Here is an 18,157-nt window from a genome sequence, read left to right as displayed (position 1 = left end):
GAAATGCTCACGCAGCTCGTCCCGCATCTGGTCAACGGCGTCTCGCTCGGGCTCCTGTTCGCGCTGATCGCGCTGGGCTTCATGCTGATCGTGGGGGTGATGGAGACCATCAACCTCGCGCACGGCTCGCTCTTCGCGCTGGGCATGTACGTAGCGCTCTTCATCGTCGCGCCGCAGCTTGGCATGTTTCCGGCGTTGCAGGCGGCGTACATGGCCCTGCCGATCGAGCTGCGCTACCTGTTCGCGCTGGTGCTGGCGCCGATCTTCGTCGGCATCTTCGGGATGCTGCTGGAGTTGTGCATGCGGCGCACCTACGGGCGCGATCCACTCTACGGCCTGCTGCTGACCTTCGGCGCCGCGCTCGTGATCGAGGAGGGCATCCGGCTCGTCTGGGGTTCGTCCGAGAAGCAGATTCCGCTGCCCCAGGCGATCTCGGGTGCAGTGATGATGGGCGACCTGATCTATTCGCGCTATCGCTTCTTCGCGAGCGCCTTCGCGGTACTGATGATCTTCCTGCTTTGGCTTTTCCTGCAGAAGACGCCCTATGGCGCAATCATCAAGGCCGGCGCGCACGACAGCGAGATGGTGCGCGCCCTGGGCATCAATCTGTCGCGCCTGCGGCTGTTCGTCTTCGGGCTCGGCGTGGCGCTGGCGGCGATCGCCGGCGTGGTGATGGCGCCGATCTGGGGAATCCGGCCCCATGTGGGCGTGGACGCGGTGGTGCCGGCTTTTCTCATCATCGTGCTGGGCGGAGTGGGGTCGCTGTGGGGCGCGGTGATCGCGGGGCTGATGGTCGGCATGGTCGTCGGGCTCACTGGCTCCTACGCCTCGGAATGGTCCCTGATGTCGATGTACCTCCTGTTCATCGCGGTGGTCACCTTCCGCTCGCGCGGACTGTTTGGAAAGAAGAGCGTGCTCGATGCCTGAACTTCACTCGAAGCCCTTGCAGGGCAAGGTCGCGCTGGTGACCGGCGCGGCCGGCACCATGGGCCTCGCGGCCGCCAGGTTCCTGCTGGAGGACGGCTGCAAGGTCGCGCTCGTCGATGCGAACCGGGAACGCACCCTGGCCCTTGCGGAGGAACTCGGCGCCGACGCCCAGCCCTTCTGCTTCGACATCAGCGACGCAGAGGCGGTGCGAAGCGGCCACGCCCAGGTCGTCGAAGCATTGGGGCCGATCGACGTGCTGGTCAACAACGCGGGCATCCTGTCGAACAACAAGGCGGAAGCGACCGATGCGGCGGAATGGCGGCGCGTGCTGGCCGTGAACCTGGACGGCGCGTTCTACCTGTCGCAGCAGGTTGTGCCGTCGATGAAGGCACGGCGCGCTGGCCGGATCATCAACACCTGCTCGCTGGCGGCGAAGACCGGCGGGTTGACGGCGGGCACGGCGTATTCGGTGTCCAAGGGCGCGCTGACCTCGCTGACTTTCTCGCTGGCGCGCGAACTGGCATCCTTCGGCGTCACCGCCAACGGCATCTCGCCAGCCTACGTGAAGACCCCCATGATCACCGAGCAACTCACGGAGCAGCAGCGGCAAGCCCTGCTGAAGGACATCCCGGTCGGCCGCTTCTGCGAGCCGGAGGAATTCGCACATGTGGTGCGCTTCCTGGCCTCGCCGCTCTCGGGCTTCATCACCGGGGAGATCATCGATCTCAACGGCGGCCTGCTAATGGACTGACCCCCATGGACGAACTCACGCCGCGCATCGACTTCCCTCGCGAGCTCTCGGGGCTCTTCAGACTCGAAGGCAAGGTGGCCTACGTTCCCGGTGGCTATGGCGGAATCGGTGAGGCCATCGCCTGGGCGATGGCGCTGGCAGGTGCCAAGGTGGCGGTGTCGGGGCGGAATGAAGCCAAGGCGCAGGCCCTGGCGGCATCGCTCAGGGAAGCCGGTCACGACGCACTGGGTCTCGCGATGGACGCGCATTCGGTTGCCGACATGCAGGCGTCGGTCGACGCCGTCGCAGCGCATTTCGGCAGGTTGGACGTGCTGATGAATTGCATCGGCATCCAGCGCGAGCAGGCCTTGCTGGACGTGACCGAAGAGGCCTTCGACGAGGTCGTCCAGGTCAATCTCAAGTCCGCGATGTTCCTGGCACAAGCGGCGGCGAAGCATCAAATGGCCGGCGGGCGCGGCGGTGCACAGGTGCATCTGCTGTCGGTGCGCTCGCAATTGGGGCTTCGCGGCCGCGGCTACTCGGCCTACGCGAGCAGCAAGGGGGGCCTGGTCATGCTGATCCGCCAGCACGCCGCCGAGCTGGCCCCGCATGGCATCACGGTCAATGGGGTTGCGCCGACCGTCGTGCGCACCGAGATGGCGCGCCACTGGCTGGCGAACCCCGACACGCACAAGCAACTGCTGGATCGCATCCCGCTCGGCCGCGTGGCCGACCCGAAGGACGTGGCCGGCGCTGCCGTGTTCTTCTGCGCACCGGCGGCGTCCTTCGTGACCGGGCAGGTGCTGTACCTGGACGGCGGCATCAACGCGACGCAATGACGCGCACGCGCAGGCGCGTCCTTTCCTAGAATCACCCCGGGATTCGGACCCGGACTCGTCGCTCCAACGGCGATCCGGACGTCGCTCGCCTTATCCGGAATAAGCATTCAATCGCCCGCAAACCCGCATGGGGACTGGTGAATATGCTTATCCGCATAAAGCGCGAACCAAAAAATAGTTTGTTTCCATAAGGCTCGCTTCTACATTCCTCGATCCCGTTGACGAGGCCGTGGACGCACTGCCTTCCAGCAACTGACAACACGATGTACCAATACACTGATTTCGACCGCCAGTTCGTGCACCTGCGCGCGGCGCAATTCCGCGACCAGCTCGAACGTTGGCAAACGGGCAAGCTCTCGGAGGACGAATTCCGTCCTCTGCGGCTGCAAAACGGCTGGTATGTGCAGCGCTACGCGCCGATGCTGCGCGTCGCGGTGCCCTACGGCGAGCTGTCGAGCCGGCAGCTGCGCGTGCTGGCCAGGATCGCGCGCGTCTACGACGAACCCGAGGCCGAGGTCTACAAGACCGCGCTGGCCACGCAGGGCAAGCTCGGCACGGCCAAGCTGCCGACGCACTACGCCCACTTCACGACGCGCCAGAACGTCCAATACAACTGGATCCCGCTGTCCAAGTCGGCCGACGTGATGGACCTGCTGGCCTCGGTCGACATGCACGGCATCCAGACCAGCGGCAACTGCATCCGCAACATTACCAGCGACGAGCGCGCCGGCGTGGCCATCGACGAGATCGCCGATCCGCGCCCCTTCGCCGAAATCATGCGGCAGTGGAGCACGCTGCACCCTGAATTCGCCTTCCTGCCGCGCAAGTTCAAGATCGCGATCAGCGGCGCCAAGGAAGACCGCGCCGCCACCGGCTGGCATGACGTCGGCCTGCACCTCGTGAAGAACGACGCGGGCGACCTGGGCTTCCGCGTCCAGGTCGGCGGCGGCATGGGCCGCACCCCGATCATCGGCACCGTGCTGCGCGAGTTCCTGCCGTGGAGCCAGATCATGAATTACCTCGAAGCGGTGATTCGGGTCTACAACCGCTACGGCCGGCGCGACAACATCTACAAGGCGCGCATCAAGATCCTGGTGAAGGCCGAGGGCCAACGCTACATCGACGACGTCGAGGCCGAGTACAAGCAGATCATCGAGCACGACGGCGCGCCGCACACGGTCACGCAGGCCGAGCTCGACCGCGTGAGCGCCTCCTTCGTGCCGCCGACGCTCGCCACCCGCGTGTTCCGCAGCGCCGAGGAAACCGACGCCGATCTGCGCGCCCAGGCCGCCGACGACGTGATGTTCGCGCGCTGGCTGGCGCGCAACGTGGCGCCGCACAAGAACCCGGCGCTGCGCGCGGTCACGTTGTCGTTCAAGCGCCGCTTGCAGGCACCGGGCGATGCTTCTGCCGACCAGCTCGATACGGCCGCTCTGCTGGCGGACCGTTTCAGCGCCGGAGAAGCGCGCGTCACGCACGACCAGAACCTGCTGCTGCCCTGGGTGCACGCCGAAGATCTGCATGCCCTGTGGCTCGCAGCGCGCGAAGCCGGCTTTGCCAGCGCCAACGTGCACTTGCTGACCGACATGATCGCCTGCCCCGGCGGCGACTTCTGCGCGCTGGCGAATGCGCGCTCGATCCCCATCGCCGAAGCCATCACCGAGCGCTACCAGGATCTGGACGAGCTCGATGATCTCGGCGAGATCGACCTGCACATCAGCGGCTGCATCAACTCCTGCGGTCACCACCACAGCGGCCACATCGGCATCCTCGGCGTCGACAAGGACGGCAAGGAGTGGTACCAGGTCACGCTGGGCGGTTCCGACGGCTCCGCGCTCAGCGGTGCGGCGCAGCCCGGCAAGGTGGTCGGCCCCTCCTTCTCCGCGGCCGAAGTGCCGGACGTGATCGAGGCCGTGCTCAACACCTACCGCGATACCCGCGAGGCGGGCGAGACCTTCATCGACGCGCTGCGGCGCGTCGGCATCGAGCCTTTCAAGGCCGCCGCCAACGGCGCGCGCTTCAAGGTCGAGGTGGCCGCATGAACAAGACGCTTCGACTCATCGCTGCCGAAGACCATGTGGACAACGGCGACCCGAACGTCCTGCAACTGGCCAACGACGCCGATCCGCTGGCGATCGAGGTCTGCCTCGACGACGTGGAACGCATCGACCTGGACTTCCCGAAGTTCACCGACGGCCGCGCCTACAGCCAGGCCTTCCTGCTACGCCGCCGACTCGGCTTCAAGGGCGATATCCGCGCCACCGGCGACGTGCTGATCGACCAGCTCGTGCAGATGCAGCGCACCGGCTTCTCCAGTGCCGTGCTCAAGGAAGGCGTCGACGCCTCCGCCGCACAGCGCCAGTTCGATCGTTTTGCGGCCTTCTATCAAGGTGACGCGGTGCAAGCCACACCGATCTTCAAACGCGAAACCGCCTGAACTTCCACAACCAGCCAGCGCCCTGCGCGCCCAGCCATTTCGACATGAACGCCATCTCGCTCTACGCCAAGCCCTCCGCCGATTTCGACGACAAGCTCGCCGAGAGCGTGGCGCTGCTGCGAGGCGCGGCGGCCGAATTCACGCCGATCACGCAGGCTTCCAGCTTGGGCGCTGAGGATATGGTCGTGACGGACATCCTCCATCGCTTCCAGGTTCAGAGCGGCGTCTTCGTGCTGGAAACGGGCAAGCTGCACGCTGAAACGCTGGGCCTGCTCGACCGCCTGCAGACGCACTACGGCCGCGAGATCGAGGTGTACCGCCCGGTCGAGGAAGATGCGGCCGCCTTCGTCAAGGAAAACGGCGAGGAAGCGATGTACCGCAGCCTCGAATTGCGCAAGGCCTGCTGCCACATCCGCAAGATGGAGCCGCTGGAGCGTGCGCTCGCCGGCAAGCGCGCCTGGATCACGGGCCTCCGGCGCGAGCAGTCCGGCGCGCGTGCCGAGGTCGAGTTCATCGAGCAGCAGCCCGAGCGCGTCAAGATCAATCCGCTGGCGCGCTGGACCTGGGGCGACGTGTGGCACTACATCGCCATCCACAACGTGCCCTACAACCCGCTGCACGACCAGTTCTACCCGAGCATCGGCTGTGCGCCCTGCACCCGCGCCGTGACCCTCGGAGAAGACTTCCGGTCGGGCCGCTGGTGGTGGGAGCAGGAAAGCGCCAAGGAATGCGGACTGCACGTGGCCGCCGACGGCAGCCACGAGGGCGAAGAGCCCGCTGCATTCGAGCCCCTGTCCGCCGTCTCACCCGTCTCTCCCCTTCCGAACCGCGCCATCCCCATTCGTGCCATCCCGAACTGAACCCCGCTTCATGAACGCCCGTACCGACACCGACCTGCTGCTGCAATCCACATCGCAGTCGCTCGCGCGCCTCTCCAACGCGCAGCTCGACGCACTGGAAGAAGAGACCATCTTCATCCTGCGCGAAGTCGCCGCATCCTTCGAGCGGCCGACGCTGCTGTTCTCGGGCGGCAAGGATTCGCTGGTGCTGCTCAAGTGCGCGGAAAAGGCTTTCGGCATCGGCCGCATCCCCTACCCGCTGCTGATGATCGACACCGGGCACAACTTCCCCGAAGTGACCGATTTCCGCGATGCCCGCGCCAAGGAACTCGGCGCCGAACTGATCGTGCGCAATGTCGAGGATTCGATGAAACGCGGCACGGTGCGCCTGGCGCACCCGGACGAATCACGCAACGTGCACCAGTCGGTCACGCTGCTCGAAGCCATCGAGGAATTCCGCTTCGACGCGCTCATCGGCGGCGCCCGCCGCGACGAGGAAAAAGCCCGTGCCAAAGAACGGATCTTTTCGCACCGCGACAGCTTCGGCCAATGGCAGCCCAAGGACCAGCGCCCGGAACTGTGGACGCTGTTCAACACCCGCCTCGCGCCCGGCGAGCACTTCCGCGTGTTCCCGATTTCGAACTGGACCGAACTCGACGTGTGGCAGTACATCGAGCGCGAGGACATCGCCCTGCCCTCGATCTACTACACGCACAAGCGCGAAGTGGTGGAGCGCCGCGGCCTGCTGGTGCCGGTGACCGAACTCACCCCGCCGCGTGACGGCGAGCAGATCCAGGTCCGCGACGTGCGCTTCCGCACCGTCGGCGACATCACTTGCACCTGCCCGGTCGACAGCCTTGCGGCTGATGCCGGCGACGTGGTCATCGAAACGCTGGCGGCTGACGTTAGCGAACGCGGTGCCACGCGTATGGACGACAAGACGTCCGAAGCTTCGATGGAAAAACGCAAAAAGGACGGCTACTTCTGATGAGCACCGCTACCCAATCCCCGGCTGCCTCCAAGCTGCACGCCGAGACCGGCGCGGCGCTGCGCTTCATCACCTGCGGCAGCGTGGACGATGGCAAGAGCACGCTGATCGGCCGCCTGCTGGTCGATAGCAAGACGGTGCTTCAGGATCAACTGGCCGGCGTCCAGCGCGGCGGCGAGACCGATCTGGCGCTGCTGACCGACGGGCTGTCTGCCGAGCGTGAACAGGGCATCACGATCGATGTGGCCTACCGCTACTTCTCGACTGCGCACCGCAAGTTCGTGATCGGCGATGCGCCCGGCCATGAGCAGTACACGCGCAACATGGTCACGGCCGCGTCGAGCGCCGATGCGGCGGTGGTGCTGGTCGATGCGACCAAGCTCGCCTGGGCATCCGAGGTCGGCGACGGCGAAGTCGTCAAGCGCGAGTTACTGCCTCAGACCCGCCGGCACACGCTGCTGTGTCATCTGTTGCGCGTGCAGTCGATCGTGTTCGCGGTTAACAAGCTCGATGCCATCGACGACGCCGAACTGGCTTTCGAGCGCATTTCGCAAGCACTCGCGAATTTCGCCGAAGCCGCCGGCGTGGAGGTTGCCGCCACGGTGCCGATCTCGGCGCTCAAGGGCTGGAACGTCGCTTCGCGCCATCCGGACTGGGCCGGCTACGAAGGCCCCAGCCTGCTCGAACTGCTGGAGCAACTGCCGGTCACCGCACAGGACGAGGCCGTGCCCTTTGCCTTCCCGGTGCAGTGGGTCGAGAAGTTCTCCGCCTCGGCCGACACCTCACGAGGCCGCCGCGTGTTCTGGGGCCGCGTCGCGAGCGGGCATATCGAGCCCGGACAGCGCGTGACCGTGTTGCCTAGCAACCAGACCGCTACCGTGGCGCAGGTGCTGAGCCACACCCGCCAGCCGAAGGCCGTGCATGCGGGCCACAGCGCCGGCATCGTGCTGGACCGCGAACTCGACGTGTCGCGCGGCGACTGGCTGCTGGAGCCCGGCGCCTTCGAACCGGCGCGCGAGATCACGGCCACCATCGCCTGGCTCGACGACGAGCCGCTCGTGGCGGGCCGCGTCTACTGGGCGCTGCAGGGCCATCGCTGGGTCAAGGCCAAGGTGGCGCGCATCGTGGATCGCGTCAACATCACGACGCTCGATTCCGAGCCGACGGACCAGCTCGAAGCCAACGCCATCGGCGACGTGGTGCTGAGCCTGCAGCAGCCGCTGGCTGTGCTGCCTTTCACGCAATCGCGCACGCTCGGTTCGCTGATCCTCGTCGACACCGCCTCTCACCGGACCTCCGCCGCCGTGCTCGTGCGGCCCCCGGCCACAAAGCCCTAAAATTCGGGGTTTTCCCGATCATTTCTCCCGTCAGCCAAGAATCATGACCCACGTCGTCTCCGAATCCTGCATCCGCTGCAAATACACCGATTGCGTCGACGTGTGTCCCGTCGACTGCTTCCGTGAAGGGCCGAACATGCTGGTGATCGATCCCGACGAGTGCATCGATTGCGCGGTCTGCATTCCCGAGTGCCCGGTCAACGCGATCTACGCGGAGGAAGATCTTCCCGCCAACCAGCTGGCCTTCATCAAGCTCAATGCCGAGCTGGCCGTGGCCGATGGCTGGAAGAGCATCACCAAGCGCAAGCCGGCGCTGCCCGATGCCGAAGAGTGGAAAGACAAGACCGACAAGGTCTCGGAGTTGGTGCGCTGAGCACGACAGCACGCCCCATTGAAACCGACGCGCTGATCATCGGCGCGGGCCCGGTCGGGCTGTTCCAGGCCTTCCAGCTCGGCCTGCTTGAAATCTCCTGCCACATCGTCGACGCCCTGCCCCGTGCCGGCGGCCAATGCGTCGAGCTGTATGGCGACAAGCCCATCTACGACATTCCCGGCACCCCGGTGACCACTGGCCGTGGCCTCGTGGAATCGCTGCAGCAGCAAATCTCACCCTTCAAGCCGCAACTCCACCTTGGCGAGCAGGTCGCGTCGCTCGCGCGTCAGAGTGACGGTCGTCTGTTGCTGGGCACGAACAAGGGCAGCGCTTTCCTCGCCAGGACCGTGTTCATCGCCGCAGGTGTCGGCGCTTTCGTTCCGAAGCGAATCGCCGTCGAAGGCATCGAGCGCCTGGAAGGCACCCGGCTTTTCTATCACCCCGATGCACTCGCTCGCTTTGCCGGCCAGACCGTGGTGGTCAACGGCGGCGATGATGCCGCGCTCGATACCGCGCTGGCGCTCGCACCCATCGCGAAGCAAGTCACGCTGCTGCACCGGCGTGATGTCTTCCAGGCCGAGGACACCACTGTCGCAGCCTTGCGCGAGCACGTCGCCGCAGGAACGATGCGCCTGACCGTGGGTCAGCCCGTCGCCTTCGACGACGCCCAACTGCAGATCGCCACGCCCGACGCGCAAGCTGTCTCATTGCCCTTCGATGCCCTCGTCGGCTGCCTCGGCATTTCGCCTCGGCTCGGCGCCATCGCCGACTGGGGCTTGGATCTCGTGCGCAAGCAAGTGCCGGTCGACACTGAGAAGTACGAAACGCGCGAGCGCGGCATCTTCGCCGTCGGAGACATCAACACCTATCCGGGCAAGAGGAAGCTGATCGTCTGCGGTTTCCACGAAGCCACGCTGGCGGCCTGGGGTGCGACGGCGATCGTGTTCCCCGGCAAGTCGATCCCCCTGCAATACACCACGACCAGCACGCGGCTGCACACCCTGCTCGGCGTCGGGCACTAGCCCCTCGCCGCTGCGGGACGCCCCGCAAGCAGATCGTTGCGATCCTGAACGAGGTGTGAACATCCGATTCATGCTATCGACACCGTGGGGGCCTACGATGCCCGCATGCAGGCACTGAACATCTCCCTCTTTCAGTGGCTGGCCGCGGGCCACACGCCCCATCCGCAGTTGCTGTGGATCGCGTCAGTCATCGCCGAAGGAGCATCCTGGGCCTGCGTCGCGATCATGGGCTGGGTGGCTTGGCGACGCCCGCCGCAAAGGGCGTACGCCATGGGGACGCTCGTCGCCGCCGGGGTGACAGCACTCATCGCCCACGCGCTGGCGGACGCCATCAACTTGCCACGCCCCTTCGCGCTCGGCCTGAGCCCGCCGCACATCGTGCACGGCGCGCGCGGCTCCCTGCCGAGTGCGCATGCCTCCGTGATGTTCACCGTTGCGCTGATCTTCTGCATGCGGTCTTCCCTGCGGGGTGCGGGGCTCGCGATGCTTGCGATCGCGGTTTTCACGGGATGGGCGCGCGTCTACGTCGGGGTTCATTTCCCCTTCGACATCGTCGCCGGTCTGATTCTGGCCGTGGCGATCACGGCGGTGTTCTGGGCGCTTGTGCGCTTGAGCCAGCGCTTCATCATCCCGCGGCTCGTTCGCGATGATGCGCCAACCGCCCTTCGACCGAAGGGCTCGGAAAAACAGGGCGTTGCGCCGACCGCTGTCCGCCACGCCTGAATCCCGATCCCCTTGCCGTCGCCCCCGGCGGAACGCCGCCGCGCTGCGGGGGAACGCACCGCTCTACAATTCACACTGCTTCGCCAGACTGAAGCAACGCTAGGGGTGCCGACCCGCCATGCGGTGGGCCGGCTGAGAGAGTCCCTTTGAACCTGACTGAGGTAATCCTCGCGCAGGGAAGCTGGTCCGGCGGCCGCCACGTTTTCTCGCGTGCCGGTCCCACCGCCGGGCCTCGCCCACCTGCCAAACAATTTGCATTGGAGCAAATGGATGGCAAACACGAACAACGATGCCGCACGCAACGGCGCCAACGAGGCGCTGACGCCCCTGCAGGAGGCCGGACGCGTCTTTCGGTGGCACGACCACATGGCGCTGTGGTTCAGCCTCGGGGTCGGCCTGCTGGTGATGCAGATCGGCGCCTACCTGGTGCCGGCGGTCGGAACGCGTGACGCGGTCTTCGCGATCGTGCTGGGCTCGTGCATCGGCGCCGGCCTACTGGCATGGACCGCGCGCCTGGGCTGCGAGAGCGGGCTCGCCAGCGCGGGCCTGATGCACGCCACTTACGGCAGCGCCTTTGCTCGCCTCCCGGTGGTGCTGAACATCTTGCAGCTGATCGGCTGGACCACTTTCGAGATCGTGATCATGCGCGAGGGCACCCAGGCCATTGGCCGCCAGGCGTTCGGCTGGTCGCTCGACGGCAGCCTGGGTTCGCTGGTGACGACGCTGCTCTGGGGCGCCGTGCTGCTCGCCCTTTTGGCAGGCTCCATGGTCAAGCTGGTGCGCCGCTTCGTCAGTCGCTTCGGCCTGCCTCTGGTGGTGCTCTCTCTCCTGTGGCTGACGTGGCAGTTCGCGACGCGGCTCCATGCCAAGGGCCTGGACGCCTTCTGGACGCGACCGGGCGACGGAAGCATGGGGATGTTCGGTGCGCTCGACCTGGTGATCGCGATGCCTGTGTCCTGGCTTCCGCTGGTCGCCGACTACGCGCGCCACGGCAGGCGCAGTTCGGGCAGACTGGGCGGCGCGTTCAGCGGAACGTGGATCGGCTACGCGGTGGCCAACATCTGGTGCTATGCGCTCGGCGTCATGGTGGTGAGCGTTGCGGAGCCCGGCGCCGGCCTGGTCACGGCGCTGCTGCTGGCGCAAGGCGGGCTGGTTGCACTGGGCCTGATCCTGATCGATGAACTCGACAACGCCTATGGCGACGTCTATTCAGGCTCGGTCTCGGCCCACAGTCTGCAGCCGCGCTGGAGCGTGCGGCGCTGGGGCCTGCTTCTCGGCGTGGTCTGCATCGGCTTCGCGCTGGTGCTGCCGATGCACTCGCTCGAACCCTTCCTGCTGCTGCTGAGCTCGGTCTTCGTGCCGCTCTACGGCGTGATCCTCGGGCGATTGGGCTCGGGCGGCTCCGTCGTGGCGGTCGGCGCGCGCCGCGTGGACATTGCCGCTGCGGCCATCTGGATCGGCGGCATCGCCATCTATCACGGCTGCGCTGCCTGGGCGCCTCAGTGGGGCTCCGCGCTGCCGACCCTGGCGATCACCTTCGTGCTGGCGTGGGTCACGCGTCCGTCGCCGGCAAGCGGACCGTCGGCATTGGCGCAAAGCCGTGGTTGAGAGGTCCGTGGCCCGCACCCACCTTGACATCCGCGCCCGCCTCCATGGCGGCGACCACGTAGCCGCGCGCGCGTTCCACCGCCTGGGGCAATGCGTAGCCGAGCGCCAGGTGGGCGGCAATGGCGGACGACAGCGTGCAGCCCGTGCCGTGGAGGTTGCGACTGGCGATGCGCGCCGACGAGAGCCGCAGCCTGTCGCCGCCGGCCTCCGCCAGCAGGTCAACCACGTCGTCGCCCGGCAGATGCCCACCCTTGAGCAAGACGGCGCTGGCACCCAGCGCGAGCAGTTCGCTGGCCGCTTCGTCCAGGGCATCGACGCCGTCGATCGCATGGCCGATGAGCAGCGCCGCCTCGTCCAGATTGGGCGTGACCACCGCCGCGCGCGGAAAGAGGTCGCGCACCAGCACCTGAACGGTTTCCGCAGCGATCAGCCTGTCGCCGCTGGTGGCGACCATCACCGGATCGAGCACCACGTTCGGAAGCTTGTAGTGATCGATGGCCCAGGCCACGACTTCGACGATCTCGGGCGCATGCAGCATGCCGAGCTTGACGGCATCGACGCCGATGTCCTCGACCACCGCCTGAATCTGCGCCTTCAGAAAGGCCGGTGGCACGCCGTGGATGCACGACACGCCGAGCGTGTTCTGCGCGGTGAGCGCGGTGATGGCCGTCATGCCGTAGCAGCCCAGCGCCGCGAAAGTCTTGAGATCGGCCTGGATGCCGGCGCCGCCGCCGCTGTCGGAACCTGCGATCGAGAGCACGCGGGCGTAGCGGGAAAATGCAATAGTCATGGCCGGAAGCTTACCCCCAGCCTCGCCCACTTCGTGTGGCTCGGGCACCCCTCTCCGGGGGGCAATACCGGCGGCCCGGCGGAGCCGGTTCCGCGGTATTCCTGGCTTCTCTTGCGCGCGCGGGTTTTGGTTGTCGCGCGGTGGGACTGATATGAGCATGGCTGTCGATCTTCCGTTCCGATCTGCCGCGATCCTCGGCGCCGGCCTCATGGGGCGCCTGCTCGCGGTGACGTTGGTGCAGGCCGGTTGCAGGGTTGAACTTTTCGAAGCAGGCGGGCCCGAGGCCGAAGGCGCAGCCGCCCGCGTCGCGGCTGCGATGCTGGCGCCGCTGGCGGAATCCGCCGTCGCGCCGGCTTCGGTGGTGCGCATGGGCCACTACGCGCTCGACCGCTGGCCGACACTGATTGCATCGCTGGCCGCGCCCGCGTTCTTCCAGCGCGAAGGCACGCTGGTGCTGTGGCATCGACAGGACGCATCGGAGGCCGCGCGCCTCGCCCGTGTCCTCGCGCGTACCGGCGAAGTCGTGCCCGAACTGCCTGCGATGAAATCGCTCGACGCGGCCGGCATCGCGGCGCTGGAGCCTTCGCTGGGCCAGCGTTTTGCACAGGGGCTGTTGCTGCCCGACGAAGGCCAGCTCGACAACCGCGCGCTGCTCGCCGCCCTGCTCGCGACGCTGCAGGCGTCGTCCCAAGTTCGCCTGCACTGGCACGCGCCCCGAACCACCGATGACTTCACACCGGGCGAGCCCGGCCAGCCCGAACGCGTGATCGACTGCCGTGGCCTCGGCGCGCGCCCCCAATGGAACGCCCTGCGCGGCGTGCGCGGCGAAGTCATCCGTGTTCACGCGCCCGAGGTGACATTGCAGCGGCCTACACGCCTCGTGCACCCACGCTATCCGCTCTACATCGCGCCCAAGCCCGACAACGTGTTCGTGATCGGCGCGACCGAAATCGAATCGGACGACATGTCGCCCGCCAGCGTGCGATCGACGCTCGAACTGCTGAGCGCCGCCTACTCGGTGCACAGCGGTTTCGCGGAAGCACGCATCGTCGAGATCGCGACGCAATGCCGGCCCACCCTGCCCGACAATCTTCCGGCCGTGCGCCAGCCGCGGCCGGGCGTGATCCAGGTCAACGGCCTCTATCGCCACGGCTTCATGATCGCGCCCGCCATCCTCGACGTCGTCATGGAACTGCTCGCGACCGGCCATTCCGCGCTTGCAAGCCGCTTCGACATGGCGCCCAGCCTGGAACCCACAACGCCATGAACATCCTGATCAACGACGAGCCCCACACGCTGCCGCCCGAGGCGAAGCTGTCGGACGCGCTCGTCCTCATCAACGCGACGCCGCCCTTTGCCGCGGCCGTCAACCGTCAATTCGTACCGCGCTCGAACTACGCATCGCACCCGCTGCAACCGGACGACCGCATCGAAGTGATCCGCCCCGTGACGGGCGGCTAGAACCCAGGCAACGCCATGACCACTGCATCCACCCAAGACCCGCTCGTCCTGTACGGCCAGACCTTCCAGAGCCGCCTGCTGCTGGGCACCGCGCGCTATCCGTCGCCGGATGTGCTCGAAGCGGCTGTCCGCCGCGCGCGGCCCGCGATGCTCACAGCCTCGCTGCGACGCCAGACCGCGACGCCCACCGCTTCCGGCAGCGACAACGGCTTCTGGGAACTGCTGCGACGTCTCGACGTGCCGGTGCTCCCGAACACGGCCGGCTGCCACAGCGTCCAGGAGGTGATCGCGACAGCACAGATGGCGCGCGAGCTTTTCGACACGCCGTGGATCAAGCTCGAACTGATCGGCGACGACTACACCCTGCAGCCCGACACACTGAACCTCGTGGACGCCGCGTCGCAGTTGATTCGCGACGGCTTCCAGGTGCTGCCCTATTGCACCGAGGATCTGGTCCTGTGCCAGCGTCTGGTCGACGTCGGCTGCCAGGCGGTGATGCCGTGGGCAGCGCCGATCGGCACCGGCCGCGGCCCCGTCAATCCCTATGCGTTGCAGGTACTGCGCGAACGGTTGTCGGTGCCGCTGCTCGTCGACGCCGGCCTGGGTTTGCCTTCGCATGCCTGCCAGGTCATGGAGTGGGGATACGACGGTGTTCTCTTGAACACGGCCGTCGCGTTGGCGCAGGATCCCATCGCCATGGCCGGTGCGTTTGCGGACGCGGTGCAGGCCGGACGGGACGCGCATCGTGCGGGTGCGATGGCGGCACAAGAATCCGCGCAGCCGAGCACGCCGGTCCTCGGCACGCCGTTCTGGCATCACGCTGCTTCGCAATGAGCGCAATGAATTCGATCAATGCAATGGACGCCATCACCGCAAATGACTGATTCCAACGACATCGCGCAAGCCATCGTTGCGGCGCACGCGCCGCGTTTTGGAGAAAGCTCCGACACCGCAGCGTCCTTCTCGTCCGACGACGCCGTGTATCGCGGCGCGAAGCAGGCCTGTGCGGCGCTCGGCTTCATCGAAGTCGACGCCGAATGCCTCGCCAACGCATGGCGCGCACAAACGCAACGCACCGGTTCGTTCGAAGCGAATGCGTGGCCCGAGAACCCTGCCGACTTCGGCATGCGCCCTTTCCCGCCGTCCTCGCGAGACGACGCATTCCCCCAATGCCCCATGAACCTCGGCCTCTACGCCGTGCTTCCCGATGCGCAATGGGTCGCGCGCATGGCGCGCGCTGGTGTCCCCACGGTTCAATTGCGCTGCAAGTCCGGCGACGCCGAAGCCATCGAGCGCGAGGTGCATGCAGCCGTCGAGGCGGTGCGAAGCACCAAGGCCCTGCTCTTCATCAACGACCATTGGCGCGCCGCCATCGCTGCCCGCGCCTACGGGCTTCATCTCGGCCAGGAAGATCTCGATGCCCTCTCGCCGGCGGACCTCCAGACCCTTCGGGCCTCCGGTCTTCGGCTGGGCGTCAGCACGCATGGCTACGCAGAGATGGTGCGCGCCGACGCCGTGAGTCCGAGCTACATCGCGATGGGCGCCGTCTACCCGACCACGTTGAAGCAGATGGCGACGGCGCCGCAAGGCGTCGCGCGATTGGGCGCCTACGCGCGTCTCCTGCGCGGTTATCCGCAAGTGGGCATCGGCGGCGTCGATGAGGCGCGCATGCCCGAAGTGCTGGCAACGGGCGTGGGCTCCGTGGCGGTGGTTCGCGCACTGGTGGCAGATACCCATCCCGAGGCCGCAGCGGCCCGACTGATGGCCATCTGCGACGAAAAATGAACGATTACGTTTACGTGCTCTTTCTCCAGCGACTCGATGCTCAAAAATTCTTGTGAAGAAGTTGCAGATTCGATGGGTGTCTGCCGAAGGAGCCAAAAAAAGCACGCTATAATCTGAGGCTTGTTCCTCGATAGCTCAGTCGGTAGAGCGCCGGACTGTTAATCCGTAGGTCCCTGGTTCGAGCCCAGGTCGAGGAGCCACTACAAGCCGCAAGGCCTCTGGAAAGCCCGCTACATTTTTTGTAGCGGGCTTTTTCCTTTTTAGGCACCTTGTTTGGCAAGTCCCCGCGAAGCGACTAGTGCCTTCGCAACCAGGCCCACAAAAGCACGGTCACACCCGTCCAGATCGCGATGACCAGCGCGGCGCCCCAGGCACTGCGAGGCTTTGCCTTGCCACTGTCCAACCACTGATCGGCCTTGTTGCGACAGTCGGCGAGCACGTCTTGCGGCAGCATGCGGATCGTCACCCAGATCAGCGCAGGCAGCAAGAGCGCATCGTCGACATAACCCAGCACCGGGATGAAGTCGGGGATGAGATCGATGGGGCTGAGCGCGTAGGCGACGACCACGGCAGCCATCACCTTCGGGACCCACGTGGTCGCCGGGTGGCGATAGGCGAACCAGAGCGTCACCGCGTCACGCTTGACGCGGCGCGCCCACTGTCGGATGCCCTGGAGGATCGGCAAACGGTGCCCTCGTTCGAATAAGCACGCAAGCTTGCCATAGCCCGGCGCCACGCACGCACCGCCACGACGGTTGATGAAAAAGCAACTGCGAGACAGCCGGCACTGGCCTGCGAGCCCGGCCCTGTGCAGAATTGCGGCATGACTGAGCCCGGTGAACTGTCCGACGAAGAGTTGCTCGATCGCGCGCACCAGCTTCGCCTGCTGGCCCTGCGCGGCCACCGCGATGCGAGAGGAGCCGCCCATCGCCACGAAACCGAAGTGCGGCGCCGCTTTGGTCCCCCGTCGACGATGAGCGCCACGCTGGAGTCTTCGTCACCGCGTCGGCGCCCGTTCTGGCGCTTTTGGTGAGCGAAGCAAACCGAGGAGCATTCCATTGGACTCAGGCAACCACACAATCGAGGATCTGTTCGCTCAGCTTGGGCTCGGCAACACGTCCGCTGAAATCGAGCAGTTCGTCGCTCAGCACCGTCCATTGAGCAATTCGCTCCAACTGGCGGATGCGCCGTTCTGGAGTGCCGGACAGGCGCAGTTCCTGCGCGAGGAAATCAGCGAGGATGCCGATTGGGCAGAGGTCGTCGATCAGCTGAACTTGATGCTGCGCGCCTGACCGGGCCTCCAGCAACGATCACCTCCCGGCGGCGGCATTCCAGAACGCATCGGCCGCCTTGCCGAGAGGCTCGGCGTCGCGATAGAGCCTGATCTCCAGAGGGACGTTCCAGTCGTTGCTCGCTGCCGTGACCAGCCGCCCCTCGCCAATGTCTTCCTCGACGAGCGTCCGCGGCAGCCACGCCACCCCTCTCCCATCGAGCACCATGGTCCTGAGGACCGAGGCAAGATGCGCGGTGAAGACGATCTGAACGGGCATCGTCTCCAAGCGGCGGCCGATCACGGCGCGCATGATGCGTCCCAGCCCTGACTCGTCGGTGTACTGAAGCACCGGCAAGGCCGATCCCCCATGAGGCGTGAGTTGATGACGCGCCTTGCCCTCGGCGTCCGGCGCGGACATGGCGATCAGGCCATCCTCACCGATCCGGACCGACCTGTAAGGCTCCGCATCCAGGGCCCCTTGCGCCTTCGGATGCGCGTGGGTCAAGACGAACTGGACCTTGCTCTGCAGCATCAGCGCTTCGCAACGCTGGAGCACGTCGGACATCAGTTGCACGGGCCCGAGCGTCGTATTCGATTCGAGGCTTCGCAGCCATCGCGGCAGGAAGGTGAATGAGAGCGCATGCGTGGATGCGATGCGCAAGGTGACCGAACTGGCTTCGGCGACCTTCCTGGCCTCACCCGGCACCCGTGCGACCTTGGCGATCAGCTCCTGGGCCACGCCTGAAAACCACTCGCCGACCTCGGTCAGTTGGGCCGGTTGAGAGCTGCGGTCGAACAGGTCTGCACCCACCCATTCTTCCAGCGCGCGAATGCGCCGGCTGAACGCAGGCTGCGAGCTGTGGCGGTCCTCCGCCGCGCGCGAAAAATTGCCGGTGGCGGCCAGGGCCACGAAGTCTTCAAGCCATATCAGATTCATGGGCGGTTCTTCCAGCGCATAGAAGCAGCGAAAAAGAGCATTGGCCGAAAAAGCGCACGGCGCAGACCATTCAGGTCCTCAACCCAAA

The 18,157-nt window shown here is 66.2% G+C and carries 21 protein-coding genes, 1 tRNA gene and 1 riboswitch; of the genes, 18 read left to right on the top strand and 4 right to left on the bottom strand.

Features of this window, described 5'->3' with window-relative positions:
• The first annotated feature begins 3 nt into the window (after positions 1-3).
• From QTI24_RS03090 to QTI24_RS03045, 10 genes are all read left to right on the top strand, one after another.
• The gene (locus QTI24_RS03090; RefSeq protein WP_286598250.1) at positions 4-927 is read left to right on the top strand and encodes a branched-chain amino acid ABC transporter permease; all 924 of its coding nucleotides are present in this window, start codon (positions 4-6) and stop codon (positions 925-927) included.
• Positions 920-1,678, top strand: a complete 759-nt coding sequence (locus QTI24_RS03085; protein WP_286598249.1) for an SDR family NAD(P)-dependent oxidoreductase — start codon at positions 920-922, stop codon at positions 1,676-1,678. Before QTI24_RS03090 ends, QTI24_RS03085 begins: the two co-directional genes overlap by 8 nt.
• Before the next feature lie 5 nt (positions 1,679-1,683).
• Complete coding sequence (locus QTI24_RS03080; RefSeq protein WP_286598248.1) at positions 1,684-2,496, top strand: SDR family NAD(P)-dependent oxidoreductase; 813 nt, start codon at positions 1,684-1,686, stop codon at positions 2,494-2,496.
• 263 nt (positions 2,497-2,759) lie between these two features.
• Positions 2,760-4,538, top strand: a complete 1,779-nt coding sequence (locus tag QTI24_RS03075) for a nitrite/sulfite reductase (protein ID WP_286598246.1) — start codon at positions 2,760-2,762, stop codon at positions 4,536-4,538.
• On the top strand, positions 4,535-4,933 hold the full coding sequence (locus tag QTI24_RS03070) for a DUF934 domain-containing protein (RefSeq protein WP_286598245.1): 399 nt from the start codon (positions 4,535-4,537) through the stop codon (positions 4,931-4,933). The genes QTI24_RS03075 and QTI24_RS03070 overlap by 4 nt, the downstream gene beginning before the upstream one ends.
• 44 nt (positions 4,934-4,977) lie before the next feature.
• Positions 4,978-5,793 (top strand): phosphoadenylyl-sulfate reductase, encoded by an 816-nt coding sequence (locus QTI24_RS03065; protein WP_286598243.1) that lies wholly within the window; start codon positions 4,978-4,980, stop codon positions 5,791-5,793.
• Between the two features lie 10 nt (positions 5,794-5,803).
• Entirely contained in the window at positions 5,804-6,760 is a 957-nt protein-coding gene (gene cysD, locus QTI24_RS03060) for a sulfate adenylyltransferase subunit CysD (RefSeq protein ID WP_286598241.1), read from the top strand.
• Positions 6,760-8,097 (top strand): sulfate adenylyltransferase subunit 1, encoded by a 1,338-nt coding sequence (locus QTI24_RS03055; protein ID WP_286598240.1) that lies wholly within the window; start codon positions 6,760-6,762, stop codon positions 8,095-8,097. The genes cysD and QTI24_RS03055 overlap by 1 nt, the downstream gene beginning before the upstream one ends.
• A gap of 43 nt (positions 8,098-8,140) precedes the next feature.
• Entirely contained in the window at positions 8,141-8,470 is a 330-nt protein-coding gene (fdxA, locus tag QTI24_RS03050; RefSeq protein ID WP_286570019.1) for a ferredoxin FdxA, read from the top strand.
• Positions 8,428-9,492, top strand: coding sequence for an NAD(P)/FAD-dependent oxidoreductase (locus tag QTI24_RS03045; RefSeq protein WP_286598239.1), 1,065 nt, complete (start codon positions 8,428-8,430; stop codon positions 9,490-9,492). Before fdxA ends, QTI24_RS03045 begins: the two co-directional genes overlap by 43 nt.
• Positions 9,493-9,623: 131 nt before the next feature.
• Here QTI24_RS03045 and QTI24_RS31610 read toward each other — a convergent pair whose 3' ends face one another.
• A complete protein-coding gene (locus QTI24_RS31610; protein ID WP_503011191.1) occupies positions 9,624-9,764 on the bottom strand; it encodes a hypothetical protein in 141 nt (46 codons plus the stop codon).
• Between QTI24_RS31610 and QTI24_RS03040 the strand changes: the two genes are divergently transcribed.
• Positions 9,763-10,215, top strand: a complete 453-nt coding sequence (locus QTI24_RS03040) for a phosphatase PAP2 family protein (RefSeq protein ID WP_503011190.1) — start codon at positions 9,763-9,765, stop codon at positions 10,213-10,215. The two genes, QTI24_RS31610 and QTI24_RS03040, sit on opposite strands and share 2 nt — an antisense overlap.
• A 91-nt stretch (positions 10,216-10,306) precedes the next feature.
• A riboswitch (TPP riboswitch) is annotated at positions 10,307-10,411 on the top strand.
• A 74-nt stretch (positions 10,412-10,485) separates the two neighbouring features.
• Complete coding sequence (locus QTI24_RS03035) at positions 10,486-11,823, top strand: purine-cytosine permease family protein (RefSeq protein ID WP_286598236.1); 1,338 nt, start codon at positions 10,486-10,488, stop codon at positions 11,821-11,823.
• Here QTI24_RS03035 and thiD read toward each other — a convergent pair.
• Positions 11,768-12,613, bottom strand: coding sequence for a bifunctional hydroxymethylpyrimidine kinase/phosphomethylpyrimidine kinase (gene thiD, locus QTI24_RS03030; protein WP_286598234.1), 846 nt, complete (start codon positions 12,611-12,613; stop codon positions 11,768-11,770). The two genes, QTI24_RS03035 and thiD, sit on opposite strands and share 56 nt — an antisense overlap.
• A gap of 157 nt (positions 12,614-12,770) precedes the next feature.
• On the opposite strand from thiD, the gene QTI24_RS03025 reads away from it, so the two are divergent.
• From QTI24_RS03025 to QTI24_RS03005, 5 genes are all read left to right on the top strand, one after another.
• Entirely contained in the window at positions 12,771-13,880 is a 1,110-nt protein-coding gene (locus tag QTI24_RS03025) for an FAD-dependent oxidoreductase (RefSeq protein WP_503011189.1), read from the top strand.
• Positions 13,877-14,074: a sulfur carrier protein ThiS gene (thiS, locus tag QTI24_RS03020; RefSeq protein ID WP_286598231.1), complete on the top strand. Its 198-nt coding sequence runs from the start codon at positions 13,877-13,879 to the stop codon at positions 14,072-14,074. The genes QTI24_RS03025 and thiS overlap by 4 nt, the downstream gene beginning before the upstream one ends.
• A gap of 15 nt (positions 14,075-14,089) precedes the next feature.
• On the top strand, positions 14,090-14,908 hold the full coding sequence (locus QTI24_RS03015) for a thiazole synthase (protein WP_286598230.1): 819 nt from the start codon (positions 14,090-14,092) through the stop codon (positions 14,906-14,908).
• Between the two features lie 42 nt (positions 14,909-14,950).
• A complete protein-coding gene (locus QTI24_RS03010) occupies positions 14,951-15,859 on the top strand; it encodes a thiamine phosphate synthase (protein ID WP_286598229.1) in 909 nt (302 codons plus the stop codon).
• Between the two features lie 124 nt (positions 15,860-15,983).
• Positions 15,984-16,059 (top strand) — tRNA-Asn (locus QTI24_RS03005).
• A gap of 95 nt (positions 16,060-16,154) precedes the next feature.
• Here the strand turns inward: QTI24_RS03005 and QTI24_RS03000 are convergent.
• Positions 16,155-16,544 (bottom strand): YkvA family protein, encoded by a 390-nt coding sequence (locus QTI24_RS03000; RefSeq protein WP_286599251.1) that lies wholly within the window; start codon positions 16,542-16,544, stop codon positions 16,155-16,157.
• 373 nt (positions 16,545-16,917) lie between these two features.
• Between QTI24_RS03000 and QTI24_RS02995 the strand changes: the two genes are divergently transcribed.
• Positions 16,918-17,151, top strand: coding sequence for a DUF2789 domain-containing protein (locus tag QTI24_RS02995; RefSeq protein ID WP_286598228.1), 234 nt, complete (start codon positions 16,918-16,920; stop codon positions 17,149-17,151).
• Positions 17,152-17,169: 18 nt separating this feature from the next.
• Here the strand turns inward: QTI24_RS02995 and QTI24_RS02990 are convergent, their stop codons facing one another.
• Positions 17,170-18,069, bottom strand: coding sequence for a LysR substrate-binding domain-containing protein (locus tag QTI24_RS02990; protein ID WP_286598227.1), 900 nt, complete (start codon positions 18,067-18,069; stop codon positions 17,170-17,172).
• Positions 18,070-18,157: the final 88 nt, after the last annotated feature.

This window comes from Variovorax sp. J22P240, from assembly GCF_030316855.1.
Classification (GTDB): Bacteria; Pseudomonadota; Gammaproteobacteria; order Burkholderiales; family Burkholderiaceae_C; genus Variovorax.
Note: the sequence above shows the minus strand (reverse complement) of the source record. Positions and strands in the feature narration are given on the sequence as shown.